The organism is Bacillus sp. jun7 (assembly GCF_051034795.1).
GTDB lineage: Bacteria > Bacillota > Bacilli > Bacillales > Bacillaceae > Bacillus > Bacillus velezensis.
The window spans coordinates 3,729,074-3,754,081 of the sequence record NZ_CP093219.1 but is presented as its reverse complement, the minus strand read 5'-3'; the positions used below and the strand labels follow the sequence as shown (position 1 = coordinate 3,754,081).

Below are 25,008 nucleotides of genomic sequence, written 5' to 3'. Positions count from 1 at the left end.
TCCCTGCTTTTAATAGTTTAAATACGATAAAAACGTCATCACATTTTTTTCTTCCGTCAGTTTTTGAATAAATGCCGGCTGCTCGCTAAGATAGGAAAGCTCACTGAATAATTGCTTTACCTTGTTTTGATCTTCGTGTTTGACGGCAAGCATAAATACAAGCGACACCTTTTCCGTCCCCCACTCAATGGGCTCTTTTAAGGTGGCGATTGCAATGGCTGATTGTTTGATATATTTAGAGTTCGCGTGAGGGATGGCAATACCCGCCCCGATATTTGTCGCCGACATTTTTTCTCTCATTACTGCATGAATGCCATACTCTTTTTCTACATAGCCTTTTTCATACAAAGCCTGCGCCAGCTTTTCAATGACCTGATAACGGTGCTCTGTCTCTTGCTGTAAAAAAACGAGAAACGGAGTCGTATCATTCAGCATTTTAAACGTTTTTTGCTCCAGGCGGTGTGATGTATCAAGCTGTTGCATAAATGCGCTGAGCTTCTTTTCATCAGCAGGCTCCAAAAGCGGTGATACGACGATATGAGGGATCGTTACATTTCCAAGCCCTATCGTAGAAATGACGAAATCTATATCTTTATGCTTTTTGATATACTCTGTCAGTTCCGCTTTTGCGATACAGTCTTTTATCGTAATGTGATGAAATTTGCGTTCAATTTTAGTCCGCAGCAATTGCGACATGCCAATGCCCATATGGCAGACGATGATCGTCCTTTTAGGGTTATGACTGCTTCGGCGCAGCCGTTCGATCGCTGCCTGAAAATGCAGCGTCAAATAGGCCGCCTCTTCTTCAGGAATATAAAGATCAAAAGTTTGATTGATGTCTTCTAAAACGTCAATGATAAGATGAAACAAATAAGGATACATTTTTTTGATGTCGTGAAGCATGGGGTTTGAAACAGAGAGATCATAGCTCAGCCGCTTCAACACCGGATCGAGATGAATGTTCAATCCGTTGATCAATTCCTGGTCTTTGTGAAAATCCAGCATTTTCAGTTCTGAAACGCGATTGATCAAATGCCTGACGACTTTGGAAAGCTCAGAATCTTCAAGATCAAGCTTCTTTTCTTGCTGCAATGGATAGCGCACTTTCCCGCCTATTATATGTAAAGTTAAATAGACGGCTTCTTCCTCGGGAAACCGGATGGCAAATACCGGCTCAAGCCGTTTTAAACAAGCCAGTGTCCATTCATATTCTTTCTTCTTTTTTACCGCCTCCAGCTGCCTTGCAGAGATGGCGACCGGCTGTTTCATTTTGATACGGCGGATGGTCAGCAATGTATGCAGCAGCAAACTTTCAAATGTTTCATCCGTAAAATAGATAGAATGGTTTTTTTGTAATAACTTGATTTCTTTTCTCACAAAGTCCGCTTCATGACTTAAAAACTTACTTTTTATAAATTGGCTTGTAAACTCCGCATTATCAATCAAATCTGAAATTCGCGCCAATGCTTTTCTTTTGTTTTTTTCGTCTCCTTCAATCTTTAAGCCGAGCCGCTGTTTAGAAACCAGTGTGAGATCAAATCGCTTCAGCCACTCTTCAACCGCACTGATATCCTTTTTAATGGAAGCTCTGTTTACAAAATGCTGTGCGGCAATTTCTTTTGCGGAAACGGGCTTTGAATTCATTAATAAATCATAAGCGATGTGAAGTATTCTTTCTTCATCGGTCTTGTGCCTGCATGTAAAGTGCTCATTATAAATGTGCCGGCTTAACCGTGACCTTTCCTGTTCAGATATATGTAAATAGACGCCTAATCCCGGTTTGCGGATCAGCTGAGCTTGAGCATGTTCATTCAGGAAATCTTCAATCGTTTTCAAATCATTCCTGATCGTTTTTTCAGAACAGCGGACCCTGTCTGCGAAATCTTGCACAACTAAGTAGTCATCAGGTTCAGATAACAACAGATACAAAATCTTTTTCTGTCTTGAATTCATGTATTTCATCTGTTTTTCTATCCTTCCTGTCCGTTTCTGCTGGAGCAATTGTGATAGGTTAAATATACCGCGCATACGAAACCGTTTTCATTGTATAGTGAAACAAAAGAGTAAAAAGTTTTGTTTTTTACCGCAGATTCCGGAAAAATCATGTTTTATACTGAGTCTGTTCACCTTTGGTTGACAACAAAACACCAACCGTTTTTAAACGATTGGTGTCGGCAGCGAAAACCTGCTGTTACAGCCAAAATGTTTCGCCAAGCGCTAATGCTTTCAGGTTTTCAGGAGGTAATGCACGCCGGGCCCACTCGCCGTGCAGTCTGCTTAATGCTTCCGGGCCTGTATCATCAGCAAGCCGGAATGCCCCGTAATGCATGGGAATGAAGCTGTCAGCCTTCAGCTCCAAAAACGCTTTCACGGCGTCTTCCGGATTGATATGTGACACTTTCATAAACCATTCGGGTTCGTATGCTCCGATCGGCATCAGGGCCGCCTTAATACGAAACCTCTCTCCGATTTCTTTAAAGCCTTCAAAATAGCCTGTATCTCCTGCAAAATAGATGGACTCGCCGTTTTCGCTTTCTATGACCCAGCCTCCCCAATGAGAAGTATCGGTATCCCAAAGCGTTCTCCGTGTCCAGTGCTGGGCCGGAACAAATGATATATTCACCCCCCGCATCTCAAAACGATCCCACCAATTCATTTCATGAACCTTTTTGCGGCCTTTTTTGATGAACAGCTTTTTCAGTCCCGCAGGCACGTAAAAATCCGGGTTTCCTCTCAGTTTTTTTATACTCGGAAAATCAAGATGGTCATAATGCCCATGTGAGATGAGCACGGCATCAATGTCAGGCAGTTCGCTCAATTCATATCCCGGCTCTGTCAGCCGTTTTTGAAAACCCATCCTCCGCGCCCATACAGGGTCGGTCATTATGTTAAGCCCCTGTATTTGGATCAGAAATGAAGAATGGCCGATCCATGTTATGGCGGTTTCCGTCCGATTGACGGCAACATCACGGACATCCCTTGTGACCGCTTTCGGAATATTCTCGCTTAAATCTTTACTTTTTTCTCTTCGTTCTTTCATCCATTTCCACATGTCCATGAATCCATGTTCATTCTTCACGCCATTCAAGTTTTCATATCTTTTTTTCATTATCATTCTCCCTTGAAACGTGTATTCCATTAGATCCACCGGACATTTATACAATGTCTGTAAATACCGCTCCGCTTGCTTCGGCTAAATCTTGAGGCGCTACTTTCAGCTGCATTCCGATTTTCCCCGCACTGACAATCATAAACCCCAGTGTTTCAGCGGATCTATCAATAAAAGTCGGAAACCTTTTTTTCATTCCGATCGGAGAACAGCCGCCGCGTATATAGCCGGTCACTCCCAAAAGGTCCTTCATGGCAATCATTTCTATTTTCTTCTCACCTGCCGCCTTCGCAGCCTTTTTCAGATTCAGTTCTTTTGCAACGGGAACGACAAAGACGTAATAACGATCAGTTCCTGCAGATGCCACTAAGGTTTTATAAACATATTCGGCAGAGTATCCGATTTTTTGTGAAACGGAAAGACCGTCTGCGGGCTGTCCCCCTTCTGTTTTGTAACCTAATAGCTCATAGGGAATGTTTTGCTGCTCAATGATACGGACAGCATTTGTTTTCACTGTTTTTTTCGCCATGGTTATCCTCCGTTTTCTGTATTTCTTTCTGCTTTATTTTCAACTTCGATTTTAATAAAATGACCGCTCAGTTGCGTGCTTTGTAATAATCAAGTGCAAACTGTTTAAAACGCTCAGCAGCGGGAGAGAGAGCATGGTTTTTTAACTGGGCTAACGCTATGGTGCGTTCGCATTGGTAATCTGCAACCGGGAGAAAAACGACCGGAAAGTATGAATGCTCCGCGGTTTTCGGCAGCACTGCAGCCCCAAGACCCGCGGCGGTCAGCCCTAATATGGTTGACACTTCCTCTCCTTCAAATGCGAGATGCGGGTGTATATTCAAATCCCGGCACATCAGATCAAACATATACCTCAGCCCGTATCCCGGTTTAAATCCGACAAAATCCTCGTCCTGCATCTCTTTCATTTGAATGCTTTTATTTCCTGCAAGCGGGTGGTTCTCAGGAAGCACCGCATAAAGAGGCTCTTTCTCCAGCACTGTCCATTGTAAAAGCTCGCTGGGAAGCGGCGGGGAGCTGAGACAGATATCCGCATCTCCCGTTTCCACCATTTTGCGAAGCGTTTCATTTGCGCCTTGATAAAGCCGGAAGGTGACGTTTGGGTATAGCTTTTTAAATTCGGCAATCAGCTGAGGCATCAAGCGCAGCCCGAGCGTATGAAGAAAAGATACAGATATTTCGCCGTGCTCCAGGCTCATATTTTTTTTCACTTGTTCAACGCCTTCATTTAAAGCTCGTCTCGCTTGTTTTGCTTTTATTAAGAACTGCTCTCCGTGCCTTGTCAGCCGGACGGCTTTTGTCTCTCTGTAAAATAACGGCGCGCCTAATTCTTCTTCGAGCCTGATAATCGATCGGCTTAATGCCGGCTGAGAAATCATCCTTTCTTTTGCCGCATTTGTGAAATGCTGATGAGTTGCCGCCGCAATGAAGTTGTCAATTTGATGAAGCTCCATTTTCTCCTTCTCCCCTTTCCTCATAACCTACACGCATTAATTCTATAGTTATTATAAATTAGACACATTGAAATGAAAAGCGTACGATACATATATAACCAACAGTGAGAAAAGAGGGACATTCATGACGTTTATTCAGCCTCATACAAAGGCTTACAGAAAGGCCAGCTTGGCTCTGTTTATCAGCGGCTTTGTGACATTTGCCACGCTTTACACGACACAGCCGCTTATGCCTTTGTTTTCGGAAGAGTTTCATATTTCCGCTGCGGCTGCCAGCTTAACTTTATCCATCTCAACAGCCGTTTTGGCATTTTCATTATTGGCCGCCGCTTCGTTGTCTGACGGATTCGGCAGAAAAAAATTAATGGTGCTGTCGTTAACAGCTACTTCTGTTTTAGGTCTATTAACAGCGTTCAGTCCGGCTTTTCCGGCGCTTTTGGCGATGAGGGGGCTGCTCGGTATTTTTCTGGCGGGCGTTCCTGCTGTCGCTATGACATATGTAGGCGAGGAGTTTGATCCGAAGGGCCTCGGGAAAATGATGGGCCTGTATATCAGCGGCACAAGCATCGGGGGAATGAGCGGCAGGCTGTTAACGGGGCTTCTGACTGATGTATTCGGCTGGCGGCCGGCGCTTGCCATTATCGGCATTCTTTCTATTGTATTAAGCTATTTGTTTTGGCGTTTTCTTCCGGCTCCGCGCCATTCATCTCAGCGGCATGCGGGCGTAAAAGCGGCATGTAAGGAATACGGAGCGGTTCTACACCGCAAACGGCTGCTTTTGTTAATATCTCTGGGATTTATATTAATGGGGAGTTTTGTGACATTATATAATTATATCGGCTTTCATTTAATGGCGGCTCCTTATCATTTGTCACAGACTGTGATCGGTTTTATTTTTATTGTCTATCTCGCGGGAACGTTCAGCTCTGTCTATATGGGGAAAAAAGCGGACCTTTTCGGAAGTTCAAAAATGATTAAGATTGCGATTTTTGTTATGCTGGCCGGTGCAGCGGTGACACTTTTGCCCCAGCTTGCCCTTAAAATCGCGGGGATTGCCGTCTTTACCTTCGGCTTTTTCGGCGCACATTCGATCGCAAGCGCCTGGGTCGGCCGCGCAGCCGGTGATCAGCGCGCGCAAGCCTCTTCATTATATCTGCTTGCATACTATATCGGGTCAAGCGTGGCCGGGTCTTGCGGCGGTTTCTTTTGGACGCATTTTCATTGGATCGGTATCATTTCATTTATTTCGGTTTTGCTATTGCTGTCTTATCCGGTTTTATTTCTGGCGGAATTCAGAAAAAAGGGACATAGCCGCCTGCATGTAAATCAATAAAAACATTAAAGATTTGTGTCTTTTGTCCGATACTAAAGATAAGGCCGGCACGATACTCCCTATAACTATTCCTTTTGATTCAGTAGATTTCAAATATCGTGCCGGCTTTCTTCAATTAAAACACAATCTTCAATTGCCTTACGCTTCTGTTACACACCTGCCCAAACATCTTTCGCATATCTTCCTTCCGCCTGCAGCTGTTCAAGCCAATTCAAGGAAACTTTTGAATCAGTGTTATGCACCTTTTCATACGCCTGAAGCAGTACATTTTCGACAGCCGGAGCCATTTTGCTTCCGTCTCCGCATATATAGAGATGGCCGCCTTGGTCAAGAAGCGCAATAATCTGTGCAGCCTCGCGAAGCAGGACATCCTGTACGTAAACTTTACAGTCCTGATCTAATCTGGAATACGCCCGATGCACGGTGACAAGGCCGTTTTTCTCCGCATGGTCGAATTCATCTTTGTACAGATCGTCTTCTTCAGGATGTCTGCAGCCGAAGTATAAATGAGCTTCGCCCAGGCTGTTACCGGACATTTTTTCTGCAGCCCGCGCCTGGATAAATCCCCTGAACGGTGCAATTCCGGTGCCTGCTCCGATCATAATGAGAGGCGTTTTCGTATTTTCAGGCAATGCAAAACCCGACTGCGGCGAGCGGATGAAACAGACCGCAGAATCGCCATTTTGTAATCCGGCTAAATAGTTCGAAGCCACGCCCCTGTATTCTCCCCGGCCGCTCCACGCCGGAGCCGTCACAACGCCGACCGTGATACTGAGCTCCCTTTTGTTTGCCTTCGGTGAGCTTGAGATTGAATAATAGCGCGCCTTTAAGGACGGCAGAAGTTCTAAAAAGCGCTCAAACGGCAGTTCACAAGCCGGATAAGCTTCCAGCAGGTCCAGCATGGTCATTCGTTTTTTCAGCACGTTTTCTTTATATGCCGCATCGTCAGAATAAAGATGCTCCAATTCTTTTTGGTGCGGCGGGCACACGGTATGGGCGGCAAGTTCGCGAAGCTGGGCTCTCGTTGCCGGTTCCTGCAGCTCTACATATGACGCCAAAAGCTCCGGCGCATTAACCGGCCGGTCCATCGGCAGATGAGGCAGCTGCCGGCCCTTGATCTTAAAGTGCTGGTTCGGATCAAGACCGAATCGGCGAATGACACGGCTGATCAGTTCCCCGCTGTTTTGCGGAAGCACCCCGAGATGGTCTCCTTCCCGATACGTTTCGGTTTTCGGGAGACGCAGCTCAATATGCCGGACTGAACGCTTGCTGCTTTCGGTATGAAGCTCTTTGTTTGTGATGACTTCCGCCTCAAATGCTTTGTACGTTTTGGCAATCGGCGTCTCGGCTGCTTCACTTACGTATTCGATTGATAACTGTGATTTGTTTGCCTGTTTTGGAGCGGCCTCTATATGAAAAGCCGTCATGATGTCCTTCCAGAATGAGTCTTCCCAGGCTTCCTGACTGTACTCAAAATCATCGGCATTGTCGCCCTCCCCGATAGAAGTCAGCCGTTTTGCCCCTTTTTCTTCAAGCACTTTGTCTATCAGGCGGGGGATCCTCTGGTAAGTGGCGGCCCAGTTGCGGTCTCCGCAGCCGAAGACAGCGTAAGAAACACCCTTTAATTCCTGATCTTCAAGGGTTTCCATCCATTTCACAAAGCCCGCCGCGTTATCAGGCGGCGCCCCGTTATAAGAAGCCGTCACAATAACGACTGCGCCTTTTACAGGCAGTTTCCCGGCATAATCATCGAGCGGTCCGGTTTCAGTTGAAAATCCTTTGCTTCTGCCGATATCAGCCAGCTCTTCCGCAATTCCTTCCGCAGTTCCTAAATTTGATCCGTAAAGAATGAGAAGCGGCGTTCCATGGGACGGGATTTCTTTCGTTTCTTCTTTGTGACCGCTGCCTTCAGCTTTATGGACTTGTGCGGACTGCTGATTAGACACATCCTTGTTTTTCACACGGATTTTAAAATCACCGGGCTTAATGGTTAAAGCTTCTTTAATCGTAAGCTCATAATCAGTATGATCAATCAGTTCAAAGTGTTTAAGGACAAGGCCGAGCACCATTGTCGCTTCCTGCAGGGCAAACTGCATCCCGATGCATGCGCGCTGTCCGTTTCCGAACGGCTTATACGCATCAGCCGGAATTGCCGCGGGATCGCTGAACCTTTCCGGACGGAATAACTCGGCATCTTCTCCCCACGCGCTTTTATCCCGGTGCAGCTGCGGAGTCAGAATCGTCACCGGCTGTCCCTTCGCAATCGGATATTTCCCGCCGAGAACCGTATCTTCTTTCGCGTACAGGGAAAATGCCGGGGCAGTCGGATACAGCCGCAAAGTCTCGTTCAGCACCATGCGGATATATGTCAGCTGCTGAATCTGCTTATATTCAGGTGTCTCTCCCGTCAGCACCCGCTCGGCTTCCTGAACGGCTTTTTTCAATTTATCTTTATTTTTCAGCAGGCAGTATATCGCAAAAGAAAGCAGCCCGCTTGTGGTTTCATGCCCCGCGATCAAAAAGGTAATGATTTGATAACGGATATTTTCATCATCCAGCCTTTCCCCTGTTACAGGATCTTTCGCTTCAAGCATCAATGCTAAAAGATCAGACAGATTCTCATCCGGATTTTCTCTCCGCTCAGCGATGATCCGGTCTACGAGTTCATTCATCACTTCAATATCCTGCTGGAACTGATGTCTCGTTTTGATCATCAGCTTGTCCTGCAGGCTGTGTCTCTGTGATTGGCGCATTGCCTCCTGCAGCGCGCGAAGCATGCTCGTGATAAAAGGATGCTGTGTGTCGCGGTAAAAGCTGTTAAAGCGGTAATGAAATCCGCACAGGCCGATTGTATCCAGCGTCAGGCGCGTCATATCTTCAGCGACGTCAATTTCTTCATTCGGATTTAACCTGCTCCACTTCTGCACGAGCTGCATGGCAATATCAAGCATCATTGAATGATAGCCTTTCATCGCCTTCTGGCTGAAGCTCGGCAATAAAATCCGATGCGCTTTCTGCCAATTCTTTTCGTGAGTCCAGCTCGTAAATAGTCCGTCACCGCCAAACTCACGGACTTTCAGCAAGGCTTTGCTGAGGTTTTTATCAAATCGCTTTTCATCACAGACTTCTGCCGCGAGCTCGCGGCCTGAGACGAAGACCCCGACAGAGCTCGGAAATTCAAAACGAAAGATCGGGCCGTATTCTTCGGCAATTTTCCAGAGCGATTGTGACAGTTTTTCTTTTTCCAAGTGAGGGAGATTTTTCAGAGGTCCGTATGTTTTCGGCTGCGGTATAGCGCTTAGCTGTTTCATATCGATCTTCCTTCCTTCGGCGAATAATTAATGAGTTCTGATGGCATCCCAAGAACATTGTTCCAGTTCTTTCAGAAACGGTTTTGTTATTTCGACGCTTCCCGTCCGGATAAGCTGATAGAGTTTGAGATATGCCCCGAGCAGCAGCGCCATCAGCACATTGGACGGCAGATTGCGGAGCACACCTTCAGACTTGCCGCGCTGAAAAAAGACGTCAAGCATCTGTGTTATTTCATCAAGAAGCTTACGGCTCGTTTCATTCAGAAAGTAGGCGTCCTTATTCGTTTCAAGAAAAAACAATGCATACTCACTTTCCTTCGTAAAATCAATCAGACAATAAAACAGGTGATGAAACCCTTCTCTTACAGAGATACCCTGAAAGTCCGTTTTGACTTTTTTCATAAAACGCTGCGCACTTTCCTGATACAGTACGTTCACAAGTGTCTCTTTGCTGTCAAAGTAACGGTAGATTGTGCCGGTTCCGACATCGGCCTGAGCGGCAATCATCGGAATCGTCGTGGCGTCAAATCCTCTATCTGTAAACAAAGTAAGCGACGCTTTCATAATGAGTTCAACCTTGTTTGAAGCTGTCATTTCATCCCCCTTTCTAAATGCGGAATGAATGTTCATTCCGTTTGTTCAAAATATTTAAAATGTACGGTCATCTGATTACCATTGTATAAGAAAAAAACTTTTTTTAATATAAAATAGATGTGAAATAACCAAAAATAAGGAAATATGCCCAATTTCACAAAAAGAGCTGCAGTGACTTAAGCAGCTCTTTTTATTTCCCAAGAAATATTCTATTTAATGGCAGTAATAAAATGGAATGAATCTCTGCTGACAACTGAAATGTCTCTGAAATGCTGATCATAGAGCACCTGAATCACATCCTTCTCACTCATCCGCGAAGGTTTCAAAACCATATAGAAACATCCGTCAATTTGAAGAACGCGGTACACTTCTTTACATGCTGTCCGGTAATCGCTGACTGTTTCAGCAGTATGTAATGAGAAAACTTTATGAAAGCTGCGATCGCGGAACGGTAAGCTTTCAGGCCTCCCCTGCTGAATGTTTCCGAGCCCGGCTTTTATAACCGAACGGTTTGCGCGCTGTGTTTTCCGTATTTTACGTTTCGATGTTTCTATGCTTTTAAGACTGCCCTTTTCAAGCTGTCCGATGATTTGTTTAAACATTGAGCCGTTTCCGGTCCCGATTTCCAAAATGCGGTCGTATTCCTGTATGTCCATCAAGATTTGCTGAATGACTGACTCTGCCGGTTCTGATGCAGCAAAGTATTTCGCGCGCATTCGTTTTAATGCTGAAGATGTATGTTGCAACATTGTATAACACCCGCTTTTCCATTCCTGTGATTTATTATTCAGAAATAATATTACCTCGTATTAGTATGAGGTACTAACTAGACGCACTTCTCTTCATGAACGTTTCGATTTATTTGAAATTTATATTTGTTTTCATAAAAAAAAGACGGAAAACGTAGGTTTTCCGCCTGCTCTAGTACCAATAATACGGTGCTATATATCTTGTCTGCCGGGAAAGCGCCGCCATTCTCTGCCGGCGATACGGGTTGCCGTAGCCGTGTTTAAATGAATGGGGCATTGACGCATACCCGTGCCCGATGGATGGAATTCTGTTCTGACCGCCTTGCATGCTATCACCCGCTTACCAATTTTTCTTTCTTTACCATGGTATGCAGGCCGTCTGCGACGTGACAGCAACATCCTCGCTAAACCTGGTCCTTCTCCATTGTGTAATGATTCAGCAGTTCAATTCTGAACATGATGATCTCCTCCTTCTCCTCCGTTTTGGCCCTTCGTGTCCGTTCAGTTCATATAAAAGTGTTTCAGCTGTCGTTCTTTCGCTTCATTATAAAACTCTTCGACCTGCTGTTCTCGTTCATACTCTTCCGCACTTTTAAAACGCTTTGAAATGGTCAGTGTTAAAAAGAAAAGATTAATGGTCATTATCGCTCACCCCCTTTCAATATCCGCACAAGCGAAAATAACCCGCAGCAAACTTCATATGCGCTGCGGGCAGACTAAATCCGCAGACAAAAGAAGACGGAGCTTCTTTCCCTGCGGGGAGCTGCGAATGTCCTGATACTCCGAAATTAACGTGCTTGACGGGCAGAGGTTAAGGAAGGACACGAACTCTTCCACAGGCTGAATCGGTTCAATTGTAAATTTTGATTGCCGTTTAACGTCGTCATGTGATTCAACCTCCCTTTGCTTTTTTCTTACTTTGTAAGTATATCCATCAGTTTCCATTTTGTAAACATTTTTTTCAAGGTTTGGACGGAAAATGTGCTGGCATTCCGCTTCAATTGTCCGTGTTTTCCGGCATCTTTCTTACCTCAGGAAACTCTTTTCATCCCTTGCTTTTTCTGATCTTTTTTTGAATATGCAATAAAATAAATAAGGCCGACAAACACTGCCCCGCCGATTACATTCCCGATAAAGGCCGGAATGAGATTGCCAATCAGATCACCCCACGAAAAAGAACCTGCAAAAATCGCAGCCGGGATGATAAACATATTGGCTACAACGTGCTGAAAACCAATTGCGACAAACGCCATAATCGGAAACCATATACCCGCGATTTTTCCGGCTCCGTCTTCTGCGCCGAAAGAAAGCCAGACGGCCAAACAGACAAGCCAGTTACAGCCGATCGCCGAAACAATGACTTTTCCAAACGGCATATCCAATTTGCCTTGTGCGACCGCAATCGTTTTTTCCAAGTAAGGTCCTGTTTCGGTTAATCCGACAACATGTCCGAAAAAGTAAGCGACAAACAGTGCGCCGACAAGATTCATCAACGTCACGATCACCCAATTTTTCACTAATGCACCGGCGGATATTCTTCTGGAAAACAGCGCCATAGATACCGACATCATATTTCCCGTAATCAGCTCCGCGCCGGCAAGAACGACGAGCACCAATCCGATGGGAAACACGGACGCCCCGATTAAACTCGACAGGCTTCCCCATTCTTTCGGAAGGTCGCCGATGACACGGATATCAAGCAAATAACCGAGTGCGATAAACGCTCCTCCCAAAAATCCTAATACAATCAGTGCTGAAAGCGGTGAATGCACCTTTTTTACCCCTGATTCGACCGCAAGCTCCGCTATTTCGTCCGGTTTACGAAAAGCCATAATAACCCCTCCATTTATCATTTCAGCCCGCAGTTTCCAAAGACGCCTAACAAAAAAGGCAGCATTCAAACAGCCCGTCTAAAACGGGTTTGAATGCTGCCTAACTTGTATGCATACCCATACAACAATATCAAGCAGAATGAAAATATTAGCTATAGAAAATGTACAGATCATGCACACATTCCATAAAAAAATCGTCCTTAAGCCACTGCTGGCAGTTCATATCATATCAAATGTGACAATTTCGTGTCAATTGAATTTTTTTCAGCTTTTGATTTCTTCACGGCGCTCTTCAATGGTTCGGTCAAAGACAAATACAGACACCGCAATATTCTCTTCGATCTTGATGTCTGAAAACAGATGCACGAGCTTTGCTCCGATGAGCTCTTCCATTCCGTCAGGCGTTTGTTTTGAATACAGTTCCTGAATTAAGCTGGTCCGCGCCGCATGAACCATTTCTCTTCCTTCAGGCGTGCGTGCGATAAACTGCTCACTTGCGCTTAGATTGCCGTAAAGCGTTGATACCGCCATGTTATCCACAAAAACGGTGTGAATTCGTTCCGGCCCCTTTCCAAATAATTCTTTGCGCAATTTCCGGATAATATCGTTAAATTCATGAATTTTTTTAGACATATTGTCCCCTCCGATTTCAGCCTATGAAAGACATTCCCGGTTCCCCTTTTTGACATTTCACCTGGTTAAAGTTTTCCTTTCGTATTGTATTATAATAAATATCACCTTATAATAAAAGCAGTGAAGATGGATTTGTAATAGGAAACGTGTTACGAGTCTATCGTTTTATACAAATAGGATTGGTCTGTTAGTAAGACTTGCTAGTGAACTATTCCGCCATGCGTATTTATACCGTTCTCCAGACAGGAGGCCGGTATCTATGTGCATGGCTTTTTTTCGAGTTTAAAAGATGGAGGGGAATTGGAAGTGACAGACGTTCAGTCTATCCGTGTCAAAATTGACGGCACGGAGTATGAAGCACCAGAGGGGTCAAAGATTTTAGATATTTTAAACCAAAACGGAATTGAGATTCCGCAAATATGCCATGTACCGGAAGTAGATCCGATTCAAACATGTGACACCTGTATTGTTGAAGTAAACGGGAAATTGCAGCGCTCTTGTTCCACGGCTGCAGAAAACGGGATGTCCATCTCGCTTACGTCGGGAAGGGTAAAAGAGGCTCAGACAGAGGCCATGGACCGCCTGCTCGAGAATCACCTGCTTTACTGTACGGTATGCGATAACAACAACGGCAACTGCACACTGCATAATACAGCGGAAATGATGGGAATTGAGCATCAGAAATATCCGTATACGCCGAAAGATGATTCAAAGTGCGCGGTTGATATGTCTCACCCGTTTTACCGCTATGATCCGAACCAATGCATCGCCTGCGGCCAATGTGTGGAAGTGTGTCAAAACCTTCAGGTGAATGAGACCCTTTCAATTGATTGGGAGCGCGACCGCCCGCGGGTCATTTGGGATGAAGGCGTCGCCATTAATGAATCATCCTGCGTCAGCTGCGGCCAATGTGTCACTGTCTGCCCTTGTAACGCACTGATGGAAAAATCAATGCTCGGCCAAGCCGGATTTATGACAGGAATAAAAGAAGATGTCATGGAACCGATGATTGATTTAGTGAAAAATGTTGAACCCGACTATACAAGCATCTTCGCCGTGTCAGAAGTGGAAGCGGCTATGCGCGATAAACGGACGAAAAAAACAAAAACAGTCTGCACGTTCTGCGGCGTCGGATGCTCTTTTGAAGTATGGACAAAAGGCCGTGACATCCTTAAAATTCAGCCTGTTTCCGATGCTCCGGTTAACGCGATTTCCACTTGTGTGAAAGGGAAGTTCGGCTGGGACTTCGTGAATTCGGAAGAACGGATTACAAAACCGCTTATCCGGAAAAACGGCGCATTTGTTGAATCGTCATGGGAAGAAGCTCTTGATCTTGTCGCTTCAAGACTCGGTTCGATCAAGGCCGAACACGGAAATGGTTCTGTCGGTTTTATTTCTTCTTCTAAAATTACGAATGAAGACAACTACGTTATTCAAAAATTAGCGCGTCAAGTATTTGAAACCAACAACGTGGATAACTGTTCACGCTACTGCCAGTCACCGGCAACGGACGGCTTATTCCGCACAGTCGGTATGGGCGGTGACGCCGGCACAATTAAAGATATCGCAAAAGCGGGCCTCGTGCTCATCGTCGGCGCCAATCCGGCGGAAGGACATCCGGTTCTGGCCACACGCGTGAAACGCGCCCATAAGCTGCACGGACAAAAATTAATTGTTGCCGATCTGCGCAGAAATGAAATGGCTGAACGGTCCGACCTCTTTATCAGCCCGAAACAAGGGACTGACCAAGTCTGGCTCATGGCAGTGACAAAATATATGATTGACCAAGGCTGGCACGATCAAGCGTTTATTGATGAGAATGTCAACTACTTTGAAGATTATAAAGAAACGCTGAAAAAGTATACATTAGAATATGCGGAGCGCATCACCGGACTTTCTCAGGATACGATCATCCGCATTGCCGAAATGATTCGTGATGCAGACGGCACTTGTGTTCTTTGGGGCATGGGCGTTACCCAGAATACAGGCGGCTCTGATACATCAGCGGCGATTTCCAATCTGCTGCTTGCCACAGGAAACTACCGCCGCCCGGGCGCCGGAGCCTATCCGTTGCGGGGACATAACAACGTTCAAGGCGCTTGCGATATGGGAACTCTTCCAGGCTGGCTTCCGGGGTATCAGCATATTACCGATGATGCGGCACGCGCTAAATTCGAAAAAGCTTACGGTGTTGAAATTGACGGCAAGCCGGGTCTTGATAATATCGAAATGCTCCATGCGATTGAAGAAGGAAACATGAAAGCCATGTATCTTGTCGGTGAAGATATGGCGCTCGTCGATTCAAACGCCAACCATGTTCATGACATTTTATCCAGCCTTGATTTCTTTGTTGTGCAGGATATTTTCCTTTCAAGAACGGCGCAATACGCGGATGTCATCCTGCCTGCGGTTCCATCTCTTGAAAAAGACGGAACATTTACAAACACAGAGCGTCGTGTACAAAGATTGTATCAGGCGCTTCCGACACTAGGCGATGCCAAACCCGACTGGTGGATTATTCAGGAAGTCGCCAATCGTTTAGGCGCTGATTGGAATTACACGCATCCAAGCGACATTTTCTCAGAAATGGCAAGCCTTTCTCCGCTGTTCGGAAAAGCAAGCTACGACGTTCTTAGCGGCTGGAACAGCTTCCTGTGGGGAAGCTTTACGGGAGAAAGCACTCCGCTTCTTTATGAAGACGGCTTTAACTTCCCGGACAAAAAGGCCCGTTTTGCGCTGAGCGATTGGGTGGAGCCTGCCGTATTCCCTGAAGAATATGACCTGCATATTAACAACGGACGGATGCTTGAACATTTCCACGAAGGAAACATGACAAACAAATCGAAGGGCATTCAGTCTAAAGTGCCGGATGTATTTGTTGAAGTATCGCCGGAGCTCGCGGCTGAACGCGGAATTTGCGACGGAACAATGATTCGGCTCGTCTCTCCTTTTGGGGCGGTTAAATTGAATGCGCTTGTGACAGACCGTGTCCGCGCAAATGAGCTTTATCTGCCGATGAACTCTACAGATAAAGATTCTGCGATTAATTTCCTGACCGGGCCTGCGTATGATTCACGGACACATACACCTGCCTATAAACAGACAAAAGTCCGCATGGAAGTGCTCGGTTCCTGTGATACACCGCCGCTTCCGAAAACGAATCCGCGGAACAAAAAACGTCATCCGCAAAACGGTGTGGAAGCTCAGCGAAAATGGAACCGTCCGGGCTATGTGCACTTAACTGATTAAGGAAAGGGGGAAACATTATGGCAAGCCCAATTACTGAAATTCAAAAAGAAACGAAAACAGAGGAACAGCTGAAAGCTGAAAAACTGGAAGAACTGAAGACGCTTCTCGCAGAAAATGAAGAAGCCGTCGCGAAAACGATGTCTATTATGGCAGAGCTGAATGGCTTGGGCATTTTTGATGCCGCCGGCTATATGCTCCAGGCAAAAGAGGAGATTGCCAAAATCGCACTCGGACAGATTTCCCGGGAACCTGTCACCAATCTTCTGAATACGATGATGGCCGCGGGAGGCGCGCTGTCAAAAGCTGATCCCGAATTTATGGGCAGACTTTTAGAAAGCGCCATGGCCGGGACGGATCAGGCGCAAAGATTTTTAAAAGAGGACAGGAAAGTCAGTATGTTTGAACTGATGAAAGCCGTCGGTGATCCTGATATTAACCGCGCGCTCGGCTTCGGGCTGCAGTTTTTAAAAGGAATGGGAAAAGAATTACGCGAAACCCCGTCTGAATAAGAAATGAAAAAGCCATTGTCAAAAGACAATGGCTTTTTTTATTCATCGGCCTCTTCCAGCCTCTTTTTATAAATAAGTGAACGGTCAACGCAGAAATAAGCGCCCGCTAAAAATGCACAATCCGTTACAAACATCAGCATTTTCTGGCCCGCAGTCAGCCCTTGTCCGGGAAGAACCGCGCCGATATAAATGAAGGTGCTGACTGCAAGCAGAATAAATGCGTAATGCTTAAAATCTTCTATTAATGATTTCAGTCTTTTCTTCTCCATATAAGGTCACCTGCCAGTTTTATAGTCTACCAACATTATAATACAAGCTGACAGCCGACAGAGAATGTAAATCTATCCATTCTTTATAAAAGGGAATCAAGCGCCTGTTTCACATCCGCCGTTAAATCCTCAGTATCCTCAATACCGACTGAGATCCGTACGAGCCCGTCGGTAATGCCAAGCGCAAGCCGGCGGTCGCGCGGAATCGAAGCGTGCGTCATTCTGGACGGCACGGAGATTAAGCTTTCAACCGCTCCTAAGCTTTCAGCGATTGTAAACAGGTTCAATTTTTCTAAAAATGCGTCGACGCGTTCACTGCTGCCGATATCAAAGGAAATCATTCCGCCGAAACCGGAGCTTTGCGCTTTTGTCAGCTCATGGCCCGGATGTTTCGCTGATCCCGGATAGTAGAGCGTCTGAACGGCATCATGCGCTTCAAGCAGCTCGGCGATTTTCCCGGCGCTGTGATTGATGGCATCCATTCTGAGTCCCAGTGTTTTAATGCCTCTCATTAAAAGCCATGAATCCTGCGGTCCTAAAACGCCGCCCGTTGAGTTTTGCACGTAATGAAGCTTTTCACCGAGCTCTTTATCAGCCGTCACGACTAAGCCGCCGACGACATCGCTGTGGCCGCCGAGATATTTTGTCGCGCTGTGAAGCACGATGTCCGCGCCGAAGCTGAGCGGCTGCTGGAAATACGGCGTGTAAAACGTATTATCGACGATAAGCAATACGCCCGCTTCTTTTGCGATGTCAGACATCAGTTTGAGGTCAGTCACTTTCAATAACGGGTTTGTCGGTGTTTCGATATAAATGGCTTTCGTATTCGGGCGAATGGCCTTTTTGACTTTTTCTTCACTGCTCGTATCAACAAAGTCCGCTTCAATACCGAAGCGGTTCAGCACACCTGTCATCACCCGGTAAGTGCCGCCGTATACATCATCCGTCAAAATAACATGATCGCCGCTGTCAAACAGCATCATGACGGCAGTAATCGCAGCCATGCCTGAGCCGAACGCATATCCCGCCGCGCCGCCTTCAAGCTCCGCAATTAAGCTTTCAAGCGCCGTCCGCGTCGGATTGGCCGTTCTTGAATATTCATAACCCGTGTGCTCGCCCGCTTTCGGCTGCCGGTACGTGCTTACTTGATAAATCGGTACGGAAACCGCTCCTGTTTTTTCATCTCCCGTAATTCCTCCGTGCACCATCAGCGTTTTTTTTCTTCATCTTACTGACCTCCTTGAAAAATGTTTTTGCTTATATATCGATCGCTGCCGTCAGGGAAAATAGTGACGATATTTGATCCGGCGGGCGCTTTTTTCGCTTCTTCAAGTGCTGCATAAAGAGCCGCCCCTGAAGAGCTGCCGATTAAGAGGCCTTCTTTCTCGGCCGCTTCTCTGACAAGCGAAAACGCCGTATCGTCTTCCACTGTGTAAATGGCGTCAAAATGGTTCTCGTCCATATAATCCGGGATAAACTCCATGCCGATGCCTTCCGTTTTATGGGCATGCGGCTCTCCTCCGTTCAGGATCGAGCCTTCCGGTTCAACGATCACCGTTTTGACGGCAGGATTTTTCTCTTTTAAATAAGCTGCCGTACCGGCAAAGGTGCCGCCGGAACCCGCTCCTGCGACAAAGGTGTGGATATCCCCGCCGAGCGCGTTCCATATTTCAGGTCCGATCGTTTTATAGTAAGTCAATGGATTTACTCGGTTTTTAAATTGCAGAACGGCATAAGAATTATTAATCTCTCTCTCCAGTTCAAGCGCTTTTCGAATGGCTCCCTGCATGCCTTCTTCTCTCGGCGTATGCACGATGTCCGCTCCGAGAGCTTTCATAATTTGCTGCTTTTCTCTGCTGAAATGCTCCGGGACGCAAAAAACGGCGCGAAGCTGATGCTTTCTGGCGCACAGAGCGAGTCCGATCCCGGTGTTTCCGGCAGTCGCTTCGATGATAACACCGCCCGGTTTCACCTTTCCCGTGCGTAGCGCATCTTCAATGAGCATTCCGCCCAGCCTGTCTTTAATGCTTCCGCCCGGATTCATCATCTCAAGTTTAGCATAAACCGCTGTTCCCTCCGGTATATCAAAATGCTTGAGACGGAGCAGCGGTGTATTTCCGATCAGTTCTGTAATATCTGTTATCACGTTCAATATATGTCCTCCTCCTGGAAAAGCGGAGGAGAACGAGAATCCCCCGCTTAGTGAATTCGTTTGATGACATTCAGGACAAGCTCAGTTGAATGAACGGCAGCCTGTTCTAAAAATTTATCAAATGAAACGTCAGATTCTTTTCCGGCAATATCAGATAAAGCTCTGATGACAACAAAAGGCGTTTTGAACTGGTGGCACACCTGTGCGACAGCCGCAGCTTCCATTTCAACCGCGTACAAATCCGCAAATTTGGCGCGTACGTCTTCAACCCGCTTCGGATCATTCATAAAAGAATCTCCCGTAGCGATTGTGCCTTTGGCGACTTGAATGCCGTTCAGTTCAGAAACCGCTTCCTCAGTAATACTGATCAGCTTTTCATCAGCTTTGTATGCTGCCGGAAGACCCGGCACCTGTCCGTATTCATAGTCAAACGCCGTCACATCCACGTCATGATGGCGGACTTCTGTTGAGATGACGACGTCGCCTACATTCAATGTATGATGAAAACCGCCCGCTGAGCCTGTGTTAATCACATAATCAGGTTTGAAACGGTCAAGCAGAAGCGTCGTGCTGATCGCGGCGTTGACTTTTCCGATCCCCGATTTCAGCAAGATAACTTCGACGCCTTCATAGCTGCCCGTCGTAAACTCACAGTGAGCGATCATCTCTTGTTTTGCGTCTTTCAGTTTGCTTCTTAAAATCGTAACTTCCTCTTCCATTGCTCCGATGACTGCCAGTTTCATTTATACACAATCCCTTCGATTTACCGTTTAATCGCCTCCATTATCCAGACAAAGTCATTTTGCTGCGTAAACCGCGCGGCAAATCCCTCTTCTGAAAAGATGTTTTTCATTGTCCCGAGTGTCGGATAATGTTCCGTCTTTAAATCGTCCGCTAATTGATGATAGCCGTTTCGGATTGCTTTTTTAATTGTTTCATCATAAGCTTCATGATCTTTAAAGACGGTATCGGCAAACACTATTTTATCATGCTTCTGAAGGATTGTGCCATACTGCTTTACAGCCGTTCGCTTTTCTTCATCGGTTAAATGATGAAAGGCGTACGAGCTGACGATGGTATCTATTTGAAAAGGCGGAGCGGGAAACTCCAGAAAATCTCCGTCACTGAACACGGCTTTGTCAGAAAGCTTGTCAGCCGCCAGTTTTCTCATTGACGGAGACGGTTCTACACCAAACACCTTTTTGTTCGCGGCGGCTAATTTCGCCGTTAAATTCCCTGTGCCCGGTCCGAACTCTAAAACGTTTGAACCTGAAAGTGCGACGATGCTGTCAAGAATATTGTCATACCCTTTAAAAACATCAGCATATTGTTTGTCTGCCCCGTGCACTGTGGCATCATAAGTCGCTGCCCAATCTTCAAATAATGGAATAAATTCACGGCCCATATTTTTCACTCTCCATAATTTATAATTCCTATGAGTATAGTATGGATTAATCGTGGAACAGTTCCTATCCTATCACAAAAAAGAATGGAAGGGTACTAAAATACTTTGGGATTATTGCGCAATTACGGCAGAAAGGCTTATACTTTCATTGACTCAGAAGAAAAATCAGGAGGATCTGTACTGATGAATTTTCAATTGGATTTAATCAAAGATAAAGTAGAATTTTTCGAAGCGGCATCTTTGCAGGAGCTTGAAAAGAAAATAAACGTTCAGATTGAAAACAACCAGGCGATTATGCTTCGCGTCCGTTCTGTATCCCATCAGGTGACGGCCGTTGACGGCAGAATCCTTTACAGCGCGTCGGTGCATTTTTCAGCTGACGTATGACAGAAAAAAGCAGCTGAATAATCAGCTGCTTTTTTGCGGTTATTTTAACGTTTCTACTTTTGTCGGCTTCCAGCCTTTTTTGTCTTTCCAAGTGATGGTGACCTGATACTTTTTGCCGTTCGTTTTGTCTAAAACTTTACCCTTCGCATCTTGCGGGCTTCCATTGTTTCCGAGCCACAGCACTGTCATGTGATCTTTTGACACGCCTGTTGCGTAAGAGATGGCGTCAAGCATTTCGGACCAGTCTTCAGAGCTTGAGTCATACGTCGCCGCATGTTCTCCCGTCTGCTTTGTTCCGACCGCTTTCCATTTTGGGTTAACAATTGTTTTCTCGACATCGCTTGATGAGCCGCCCTCTGTTATTTTTGCTCCTTTAAAAGGATCGCTTGAATCAGAGTCTTTTTTGCTGCTGTCATCACTTTTCGATGAATCATCGTCTTTTTTGCTGTCAGAGTCTGAAGATGAATCAGATGTGTCCTTATCCTGTTTATCTTTTTTGTCATCGTCTGATGCCTTATCTTTTTTGCTGTCTTTTATGTCTTCATCGGATGTCTGCTTCGTCTTGCCTGATGCAGGTGTTTCCTGCTTCTGGCTCGTGTCCGCTTTTTCGCTCACGTCGCTCGACGGACTGTTGATGAAGAGGCTGACTGCAACGACGACAATAAGAATAGATACGATAGCAATTAAAATGTTAAGCACCATATTTGCTTTTCTGCGCTTATCACGGTTTTCAAAACGAGATTGTTTATTGCTCAATCATTCTGCACTCCTTTATCCCTCTTGCTCAGCATATATTTTAACATGGGCTGAGCGGTTGTTCTATGTCTGATTTGTTTCATTTTCATGTACCTTTTTAACAATATCATAAAACACTGTATTTGTCAGAGCCTTATCCCCCGGCGTGTCCATGTGCAGCACCACGAGAGCGTATTTCGGCTTGTCCGCGGGAAAGTATCCCGCAAACCATTTGTGGTAAAGCGTCTGTTTTTCTTTTGTGAACATTCCCGTCTGGGCCGTTCCCGATTTGCCTGCTATCTCATACGGCAGATCCTGAAACCTTCGGCCGGTTCCTTTCGGTGAGGTGACGACTTCTCTGAGAATTTTTTGAAGCTGCTGCGCCGTATATTTGTCGATGTTTTCCCCTTTTAACGGCTGATCTTTGAATGACGCCATCGTCGTTTTGTTTTTGTATTCAATTTTGTCCGCGATTTTGACTTGTTTTTTTTCACCGCCGCGCGCGATCGCCGCCATCATATTGGCGACTTCAAGAGGCGTGACTTTCACGTTTTTTTGCCCGATCGCCGTCTGTGCGACGGCTTTTTTTACGGTTTTGTCTTTGTCATCTCCCCAAATGACCCCGCTTTTTTCATTATACAGCTGCCTGAATCCGTCTTCCCGGTACAGCTTGCCTTCCCAGCCCGCCCGCTGTGTGAGACCTAGTTTTTCCGCCATGTTTTCAATAACGGAATCATCTTTTTTGATCAATTTTTCCGCAAGACTTGTAAACGTATAATTGCAGCTTTGGGCAAAGCTTTCTCCAAAACTGAGCGTGCCTTTGTCATCCCCCGGCTCTCCGTACAGGTTGAGATTGCAGTTAAAGGATGTGCCCGGCTTCACTTCGTTTTGTTCTATTGCGGCTGCGGCAATCACCGTTTTAAACACTGATCCCGGATAAATCGGCGTCAGCATGTAATTTTGCAGTGTCTGCTGCTTTGACATGTCAGCGTCAGGCTTTGATACCATTCCGAGCACACTGCTTTTTTCAATGTCTAAAAGGACGGCTCCCCCCTTTTTTAACCCGCGGTCTTTCAATACATCTTCCATTGCTTCTTGAATATTGCGGTCGATGGAGGTTTTGACTTGCAGCGGATAAAACGCGTTTGCTTCAGCCGTATATTTGACGTCCATTCCGAATAAAGGGTTTCCCCTTCCGTCGACATGATACAAAAGTTTTGTGTCCTGATCCGCCAGTAAAAACTCATCAAACGTCCGCTCCATCCCGCTTGTCCCGATTTTTGCCGTGATCGGCAGTTCCTTCCTCCCGGGGTATTTCTTTTTCAAAAGCTCAGGGTCCTGGTTTGTCGCGCCCAACAGATGAGCGGCTATGTTTGTTTCTTTGCTGTCTTTCATATATACGCCGTAAATGCCGGGATATTTCAAAGAATTGATATTTGCCACGGATTGTTTCGTTAAATGTTTTATTTTTCTGCTGTTCAGGATCACCGGTTTTTTTGCTTCCGTGAGCAGCTGCCTGAGCTCCCCCTGTTTCATTCCGAGAATGTCTGATACCCGGTCAACCGGCCAATCCTGCGTCACGAGAAAGGGAAACAGTATGACGGCAGGCTGCTTTTTTCCGGTCAGCTCTTTGCCGTTCCGATCAAGAAAAGAGCCGCGTCCGTCTGAAATAAGGACTTCTTCCGTCCGCTGCTTGACGCTTTCCTGAATCAGATTAATATTGGATTTTGAAAAAGATTCTGTAAAAAAAAGCTGAATTTCAGCCAGCCTTGCAAGCAGAAAGAAAAACACGAGCAGAAAACAAATCACGGCCGTTTTCAGCCTTTTTGATACGATCATAAAAAACACCTCATCCACATTTTGGACGAGGTGTTTCATTGTTAAACGGATCTTATGAAATTTTCACAATTTTCACGAGCATTTCTCCGCCCGGCGTCTGAACTGTCACTTCTTCGTCCACTTTTCTGCCGAGCAGGCTTTTTGCGATTGGCGAGTCGTTTGAGATTTTTCCTTCAAACGGATCAGCTTCAGCGCTTCCGACAATCGTGTAAGATTCTTCTTCACCGTCCGGCAATTCGATGAATGATACGGTTTTTCCCAAACCGACTACATTTGAACCGCCGTCGTCCTCGATGATTTTCGCATTGCGGATCATGTTTTCAAGCGTCGTGATGCGCCCTTCCACAAATGCCTGTTCTTCTTTTGCGGAATCATACTCAGAGTTCTCTGACAGATCTCCGAAGCTTCTTGCGATTTTAATGCGTTCTACTACTTCTTTACGTTTAACCGTTTTCAATTGCTCTAATTCTTGTTCAAGTTTTTGTTTTCCTTCGTGAGTCATCGGAAAAACTTTTTCTTGTGCCATGTTCCTTCACTCCTTGGTGGTTGTCCCTCAACAATAACGTGTGATTATGTATGAGAGCATAAACGAAAAAATCAAGAATGAGAACACAGGGCAGTCCTCGTTCTTCTCTCCCATATAGGTACTGTTTATCTTAAACTGAATGTGTGTTTTCTGCAAATGTTTCGGTTTATAAACAGGGAAAGAAGGGAACTGTCTCATTCCCTTCCAGCCTATACATAATATGGTCTGAGTTATTTATGTCTATGCTATGGTATTACAAAATTGCATTTTGTTCAAGGATCGTTTGAATCTTCGTGACCATCAGATCAATTGCGACGTGGTTTTGTCCGCCTTCCGGAATAATGATGTCCGCGTAGCGTTTCGTCGGTTCAACAAACTGATTGTGCATCGGTCTGACGACGGACACATACTGCTCAATGACAGAATCGATTGAACGGCCTCTTTCGTTAATATCTCTCATAATCCGTCTGATGATACGGAGATCCGCGTCCGTGTCGACATAAAGTTTCATATCCATGAGGTCGCGAAGTCTTTTATCTTCGAGGACGAGAATGCCTTCCAGAATAATGACATCCTTCGGCTCAACCGGAATGGTTTCCTCAGAACGCGTATGCAGTTTATAATCATAAATCGGCTTTTCTATCGGCCGGTAATTCAAAAGCTCTTGAATATGCTCGATTAAATAGTCATTATCAAATGCGAGCGGGTGATCATAGTTTGTGTTCAGCCTTTCTTCAAACGGAAGATGGCTTTGGTCTTTATAATAAAGGTCTTGCTGGATCATTAAAATCGAGTGTCCTTTAAACTGTTCATAGATGGAACGGGTGACACTTGTTTTTCCTGATCCGGAACCTCCTGCGATGCCTATAACTACAGGACTCTTACCCATTGGTGA

24 protein-coding genes are annotated in these 25,008 nt (G+C 45.7%); 4 read left to right on the top strand and 20 right to left on the bottom strand.

All coding sequences use genetic code 11. The annotated features are described in order from the left end of the window. Positions 1-9 precede the first annotated feature (9 nt). From MJQ52_RS18635 to MJQ52_RS18620, 4 genes are all read right to left on the bottom strand, one after another. Positions 10-1,962 carry a BglG family transcription antiterminator gene (locus MJQ52_RS18635; RefSeq protein WP_014305473.1) on the bottom strand — a complete coding sequence of 651 codons (1,953 nt, stop codon included), beginning with the start codon at positions 1,960-1,962 and terminating at the stop codon, positions 10-12. 229 nt (positions 1,963-2,191) lie between these two features. Further along, on the bottom strand, positions 2,192-3,109 hold the full coding sequence (locus tag MJQ52_RS18630) for an MBL fold metallo-hydrolase (RefSeq protein ID WP_072588437.1): 918 nt from the start codon (positions 3,107-3,109) through the stop codon (positions 2,192-2,194). A gap of 46 nt (positions 3,110-3,155) precedes the next feature. Then, positions 3,156-3,638 carry a Cys-tRNA(Pro) deacylase gene (gene ybaK / locus MJQ52_RS18625; protein ID WP_013352996.1) on the bottom strand — a complete coding sequence of 161 codons (483 nt, stop codon included), beginning with the start codon at positions 3,636-3,638 and terminating at the stop codon, positions 3,156-3,158. Positions 3,639-3,705: 67 nt separating this feature from the next. Further along, on the bottom strand, positions 3,706-4,590 hold the full coding sequence (locus tag MJQ52_RS18620; RefSeq protein ID WP_003152795.1) for a LysR family transcriptional regulator: 885 nt from the start codon (positions 4,588-4,590) through the stop codon (positions 3,706-3,708). 124 nt (positions 4,591-4,714) lie between these two features. On the opposite strand from MJQ52_RS18620, the gene MJQ52_RS18615 reads away from it, so the two are divergent. Then, on the top strand, positions 4,715-5,923 hold the full coding sequence (locus tag MJQ52_RS18615) for an MFS transporter (RefSeq protein ID WP_070082149.1): 1,209 nt from the start codon (positions 4,715-4,717) through the stop codon (positions 5,921-5,923). Between the two features lie 149 nt (positions 5,924-6,072). On the opposite strand, the gene MJQ52_RS18610 is transcribed toward MJQ52_RS18615, so the two are convergent. The 7 genes from MJQ52_RS18610 to MJQ52_RS18580 all read right to left on the bottom strand — a co-directional run bounded on the left by MJQ52_RS18610 (position 6,073) and on the right by MJQ52_RS18580 (position 13,042). Further along, the gene (locus MJQ52_RS18610; protein WP_094247710.1) at positions 6,073-9,234 is read right to left on the bottom strand and encodes a bifunctional cytochrome P450/NADPH--P450 reductase; all 3,162 of its coding nucleotides are present in this window, start codon (positions 9,232-9,234) and stop codon (positions 6,073-6,075) included. A 27-nt stretch (positions 9,235-9,261) separates the two neighbouring features. Beyond that, positions 9,262-9,828, bottom strand: coding sequence for a TetR/AcrR family transcriptional regulator (locus MJQ52_RS18605; protein ID WP_003152789.1), 567 nt, complete (start codon positions 9,826-9,828; stop codon positions 9,262-9,264). 209 nt (positions 9,829-10,037) lie between these two features. Beyond that, positions 10,038-10,577, bottom strand: coding sequence for a class I SAM-dependent methyltransferase (locus MJQ52_RS18600; protein WP_013352999.1), 540 nt, complete (start codon positions 10,575-10,577; stop codon positions 10,038-10,040). 172 nt (positions 10,578-10,749) lie between these two features. Next, positions 10,750-10,905: a hypothetical protein gene (locus MJQ52_RS18595; RefSeq protein ID WP_007408227.1), complete on the bottom strand. Its 156-nt coding sequence runs from the start codon at positions 10,903-10,905 to the stop codon at positions 10,750-10,752. A 173-nt stretch (positions 10,906-11,078) separates the two neighbouring features. After that, positions 11,079-11,219: a YrzI family small protein gene (locus tag MJQ52_RS18590; protein ID WP_003152787.1), complete on the bottom strand. Its 141-nt coding sequence runs from the start codon at positions 11,217-11,219 to the stop codon at positions 11,079-11,081. 389 nt (positions 11,220-11,608) lie between these two features. Then, the gene (locus MJQ52_RS18585) at positions 11,609-12,409 is read right to left on the bottom strand and encodes a formate/nitrite transporter family protein (protein WP_007408225.1); all 801 of its coding nucleotides are present in this window, start codon (positions 12,407-12,409) and stop codon (positions 11,609-11,611) included. Positions 12,410-12,673: 264 nt separating this feature from the next. Continuing rightward, positions 12,674-13,042, bottom strand: coding sequence for a DUF2294 domain-containing protein (locus tag MJQ52_RS18580; RefSeq protein WP_003152783.1), 369 nt, complete (start codon positions 13,040-13,042; stop codon positions 12,674-12,676). A 306-nt stretch (positions 13,043-13,348) separates the two neighbouring features. Between MJQ52_RS18580 and fdhF the strand changes: the two genes are divergently transcribed. Continuing rightward, the gene (fdhF, locus tag MJQ52_RS18575; protein ID WP_094247929.1) at positions 13,349-16,291 is read left to right on the top strand and encodes a formate dehydrogenase subunit alpha; all 2,943 of its coding nucleotides are present in this window, start codon (positions 13,349-13,351) and stop codon (positions 16,289-16,291) included. Between the two features lie 17 nt (positions 16,292-16,308). Continuing rightward, positions 16,309-16,800 (top strand): DUF1641 domain-containing protein, encoded by a 492-nt coding sequence (locus MJQ52_RS18570; protein WP_003152780.1) that lies wholly within the window; start codon positions 16,309-16,311, stop codon positions 16,798-16,800. A 38-nt stretch (positions 16,801-16,838) separates the two neighbouring features. On the opposite strand, the gene MJQ52_RS18565 is transcribed toward MJQ52_RS18570, so the two are convergent. The 5 genes from MJQ52_RS18565 to MJQ52_RS18545 form a co-directional block, all read right to left on the bottom strand. After that, a complete protein-coding gene (locus MJQ52_RS18565) occupies positions 16,839-17,069 on the bottom strand; it encodes a YrhC family protein (protein ID WP_013353003.1) in 231 nt (76 codons plus the stop codon). Between the two features lie 83 nt (positions 17,070-17,152). Then, the gene (locus MJQ52_RS18560; protein WP_434181931.1) at positions 17,153-18,280 is read right to left on the bottom strand and encodes a bifunctional cystathionine gamma-lyase/homocysteine desulfhydrase; all 1,128 of its coding nucleotides are present in this window, start codon (positions 18,278-18,280) and stop codon (positions 17,153-17,155) included. Between the two features lie 17 nt (positions 18,281-18,297). Then, the gene (locus MJQ52_RS18555; protein WP_014305481.1) at positions 18,298-19,221 is read right to left on the bottom strand and encodes an O-acetylserine dependent cystathionine beta-synthase; all 924 of its coding nucleotides are present in this window, start codon (positions 19,219-19,221) and stop codon (positions 18,298-18,300) included. A gap of 47 nt (positions 19,222-19,268) precedes the next feature. After that, positions 19,269-19,964: a 5'-methylthioadenosine/S-adenosylhomocysteine nucleosidase gene (gene mtnN / locus MJQ52_RS18550; RefSeq protein ID WP_094247708.1), complete on the bottom strand. Its 696-nt coding sequence runs from the start codon at positions 19,962-19,964 to the stop codon at positions 19,269-19,271. Between the two features lie 20 nt (positions 19,965-19,984). Continuing rightward, positions 19,985-20,626: a class I SAM-dependent methyltransferase gene (locus MJQ52_RS18545; RefSeq protein WP_013353005.1), complete on the bottom strand. Its 642-nt coding sequence runs from the start codon at positions 20,624-20,626 to the stop codon at positions 19,985-19,987. A 183-nt stretch (positions 20,627-20,809) separates the two neighbouring features. Here MJQ52_RS18545 and MJQ52_RS18540 point away from each other — a divergent pair, with 183 nt between their 5' ends. Further along, on the top strand, positions 20,810-21,013 hold the full coding sequence (locus MJQ52_RS18540) for a YrzA family protein (protein ID WP_003152771.1): 204 nt from the start codon (positions 20,810-20,812) through the stop codon (positions 21,011-21,013). A gap of 39 nt (positions 21,014-21,052) precedes the next feature. On the opposite strand, the gene MJQ52_RS18535 is transcribed toward MJQ52_RS18540, so the two are convergent. The 4 genes from MJQ52_RS18535 to udk form a co-directional block, all read right to left on the bottom strand. Further along, entirely contained in the window at positions 21,053-21,769 is a 717-nt protein-coding gene (locus MJQ52_RS18535) for a YrrS family protein (RefSeq protein WP_003152769.1), read from the bottom strand. Positions 21,770-21,832: 63 nt separating this feature from the next. Continuing rightward, on the bottom strand, positions 21,833-23,587 hold the full coding sequence (locus MJQ52_RS18530) for a peptidoglycan D,D-transpeptidase FtsI family protein (RefSeq protein WP_003152768.1): 1,755 nt from the start codon (positions 23,585-23,587) through the stop codon (positions 21,833-21,835). Between the two features lie 52 nt (positions 23,588-23,639). After that, the gene (greA, locus tag MJQ52_RS18525) at positions 23,640-24,113 is read right to left on the bottom strand and encodes a transcription elongation factor GreA (protein ID WP_003152766.1); all 474 of its coding nucleotides are present in this window, start codon (positions 24,111-24,113) and stop codon (positions 23,640-23,642) included. Between the two features lie 253 nt (positions 24,114-24,366). Further along, entirely contained in the window at positions 24,367-25,002 is a 636-nt protein-coding gene (udk, locus tag MJQ52_RS18520) for a uridine kinase (protein WP_003152763.1), read from the bottom strand. Positions 25,003-25,008 lie beyond the last annotated feature (6 nt).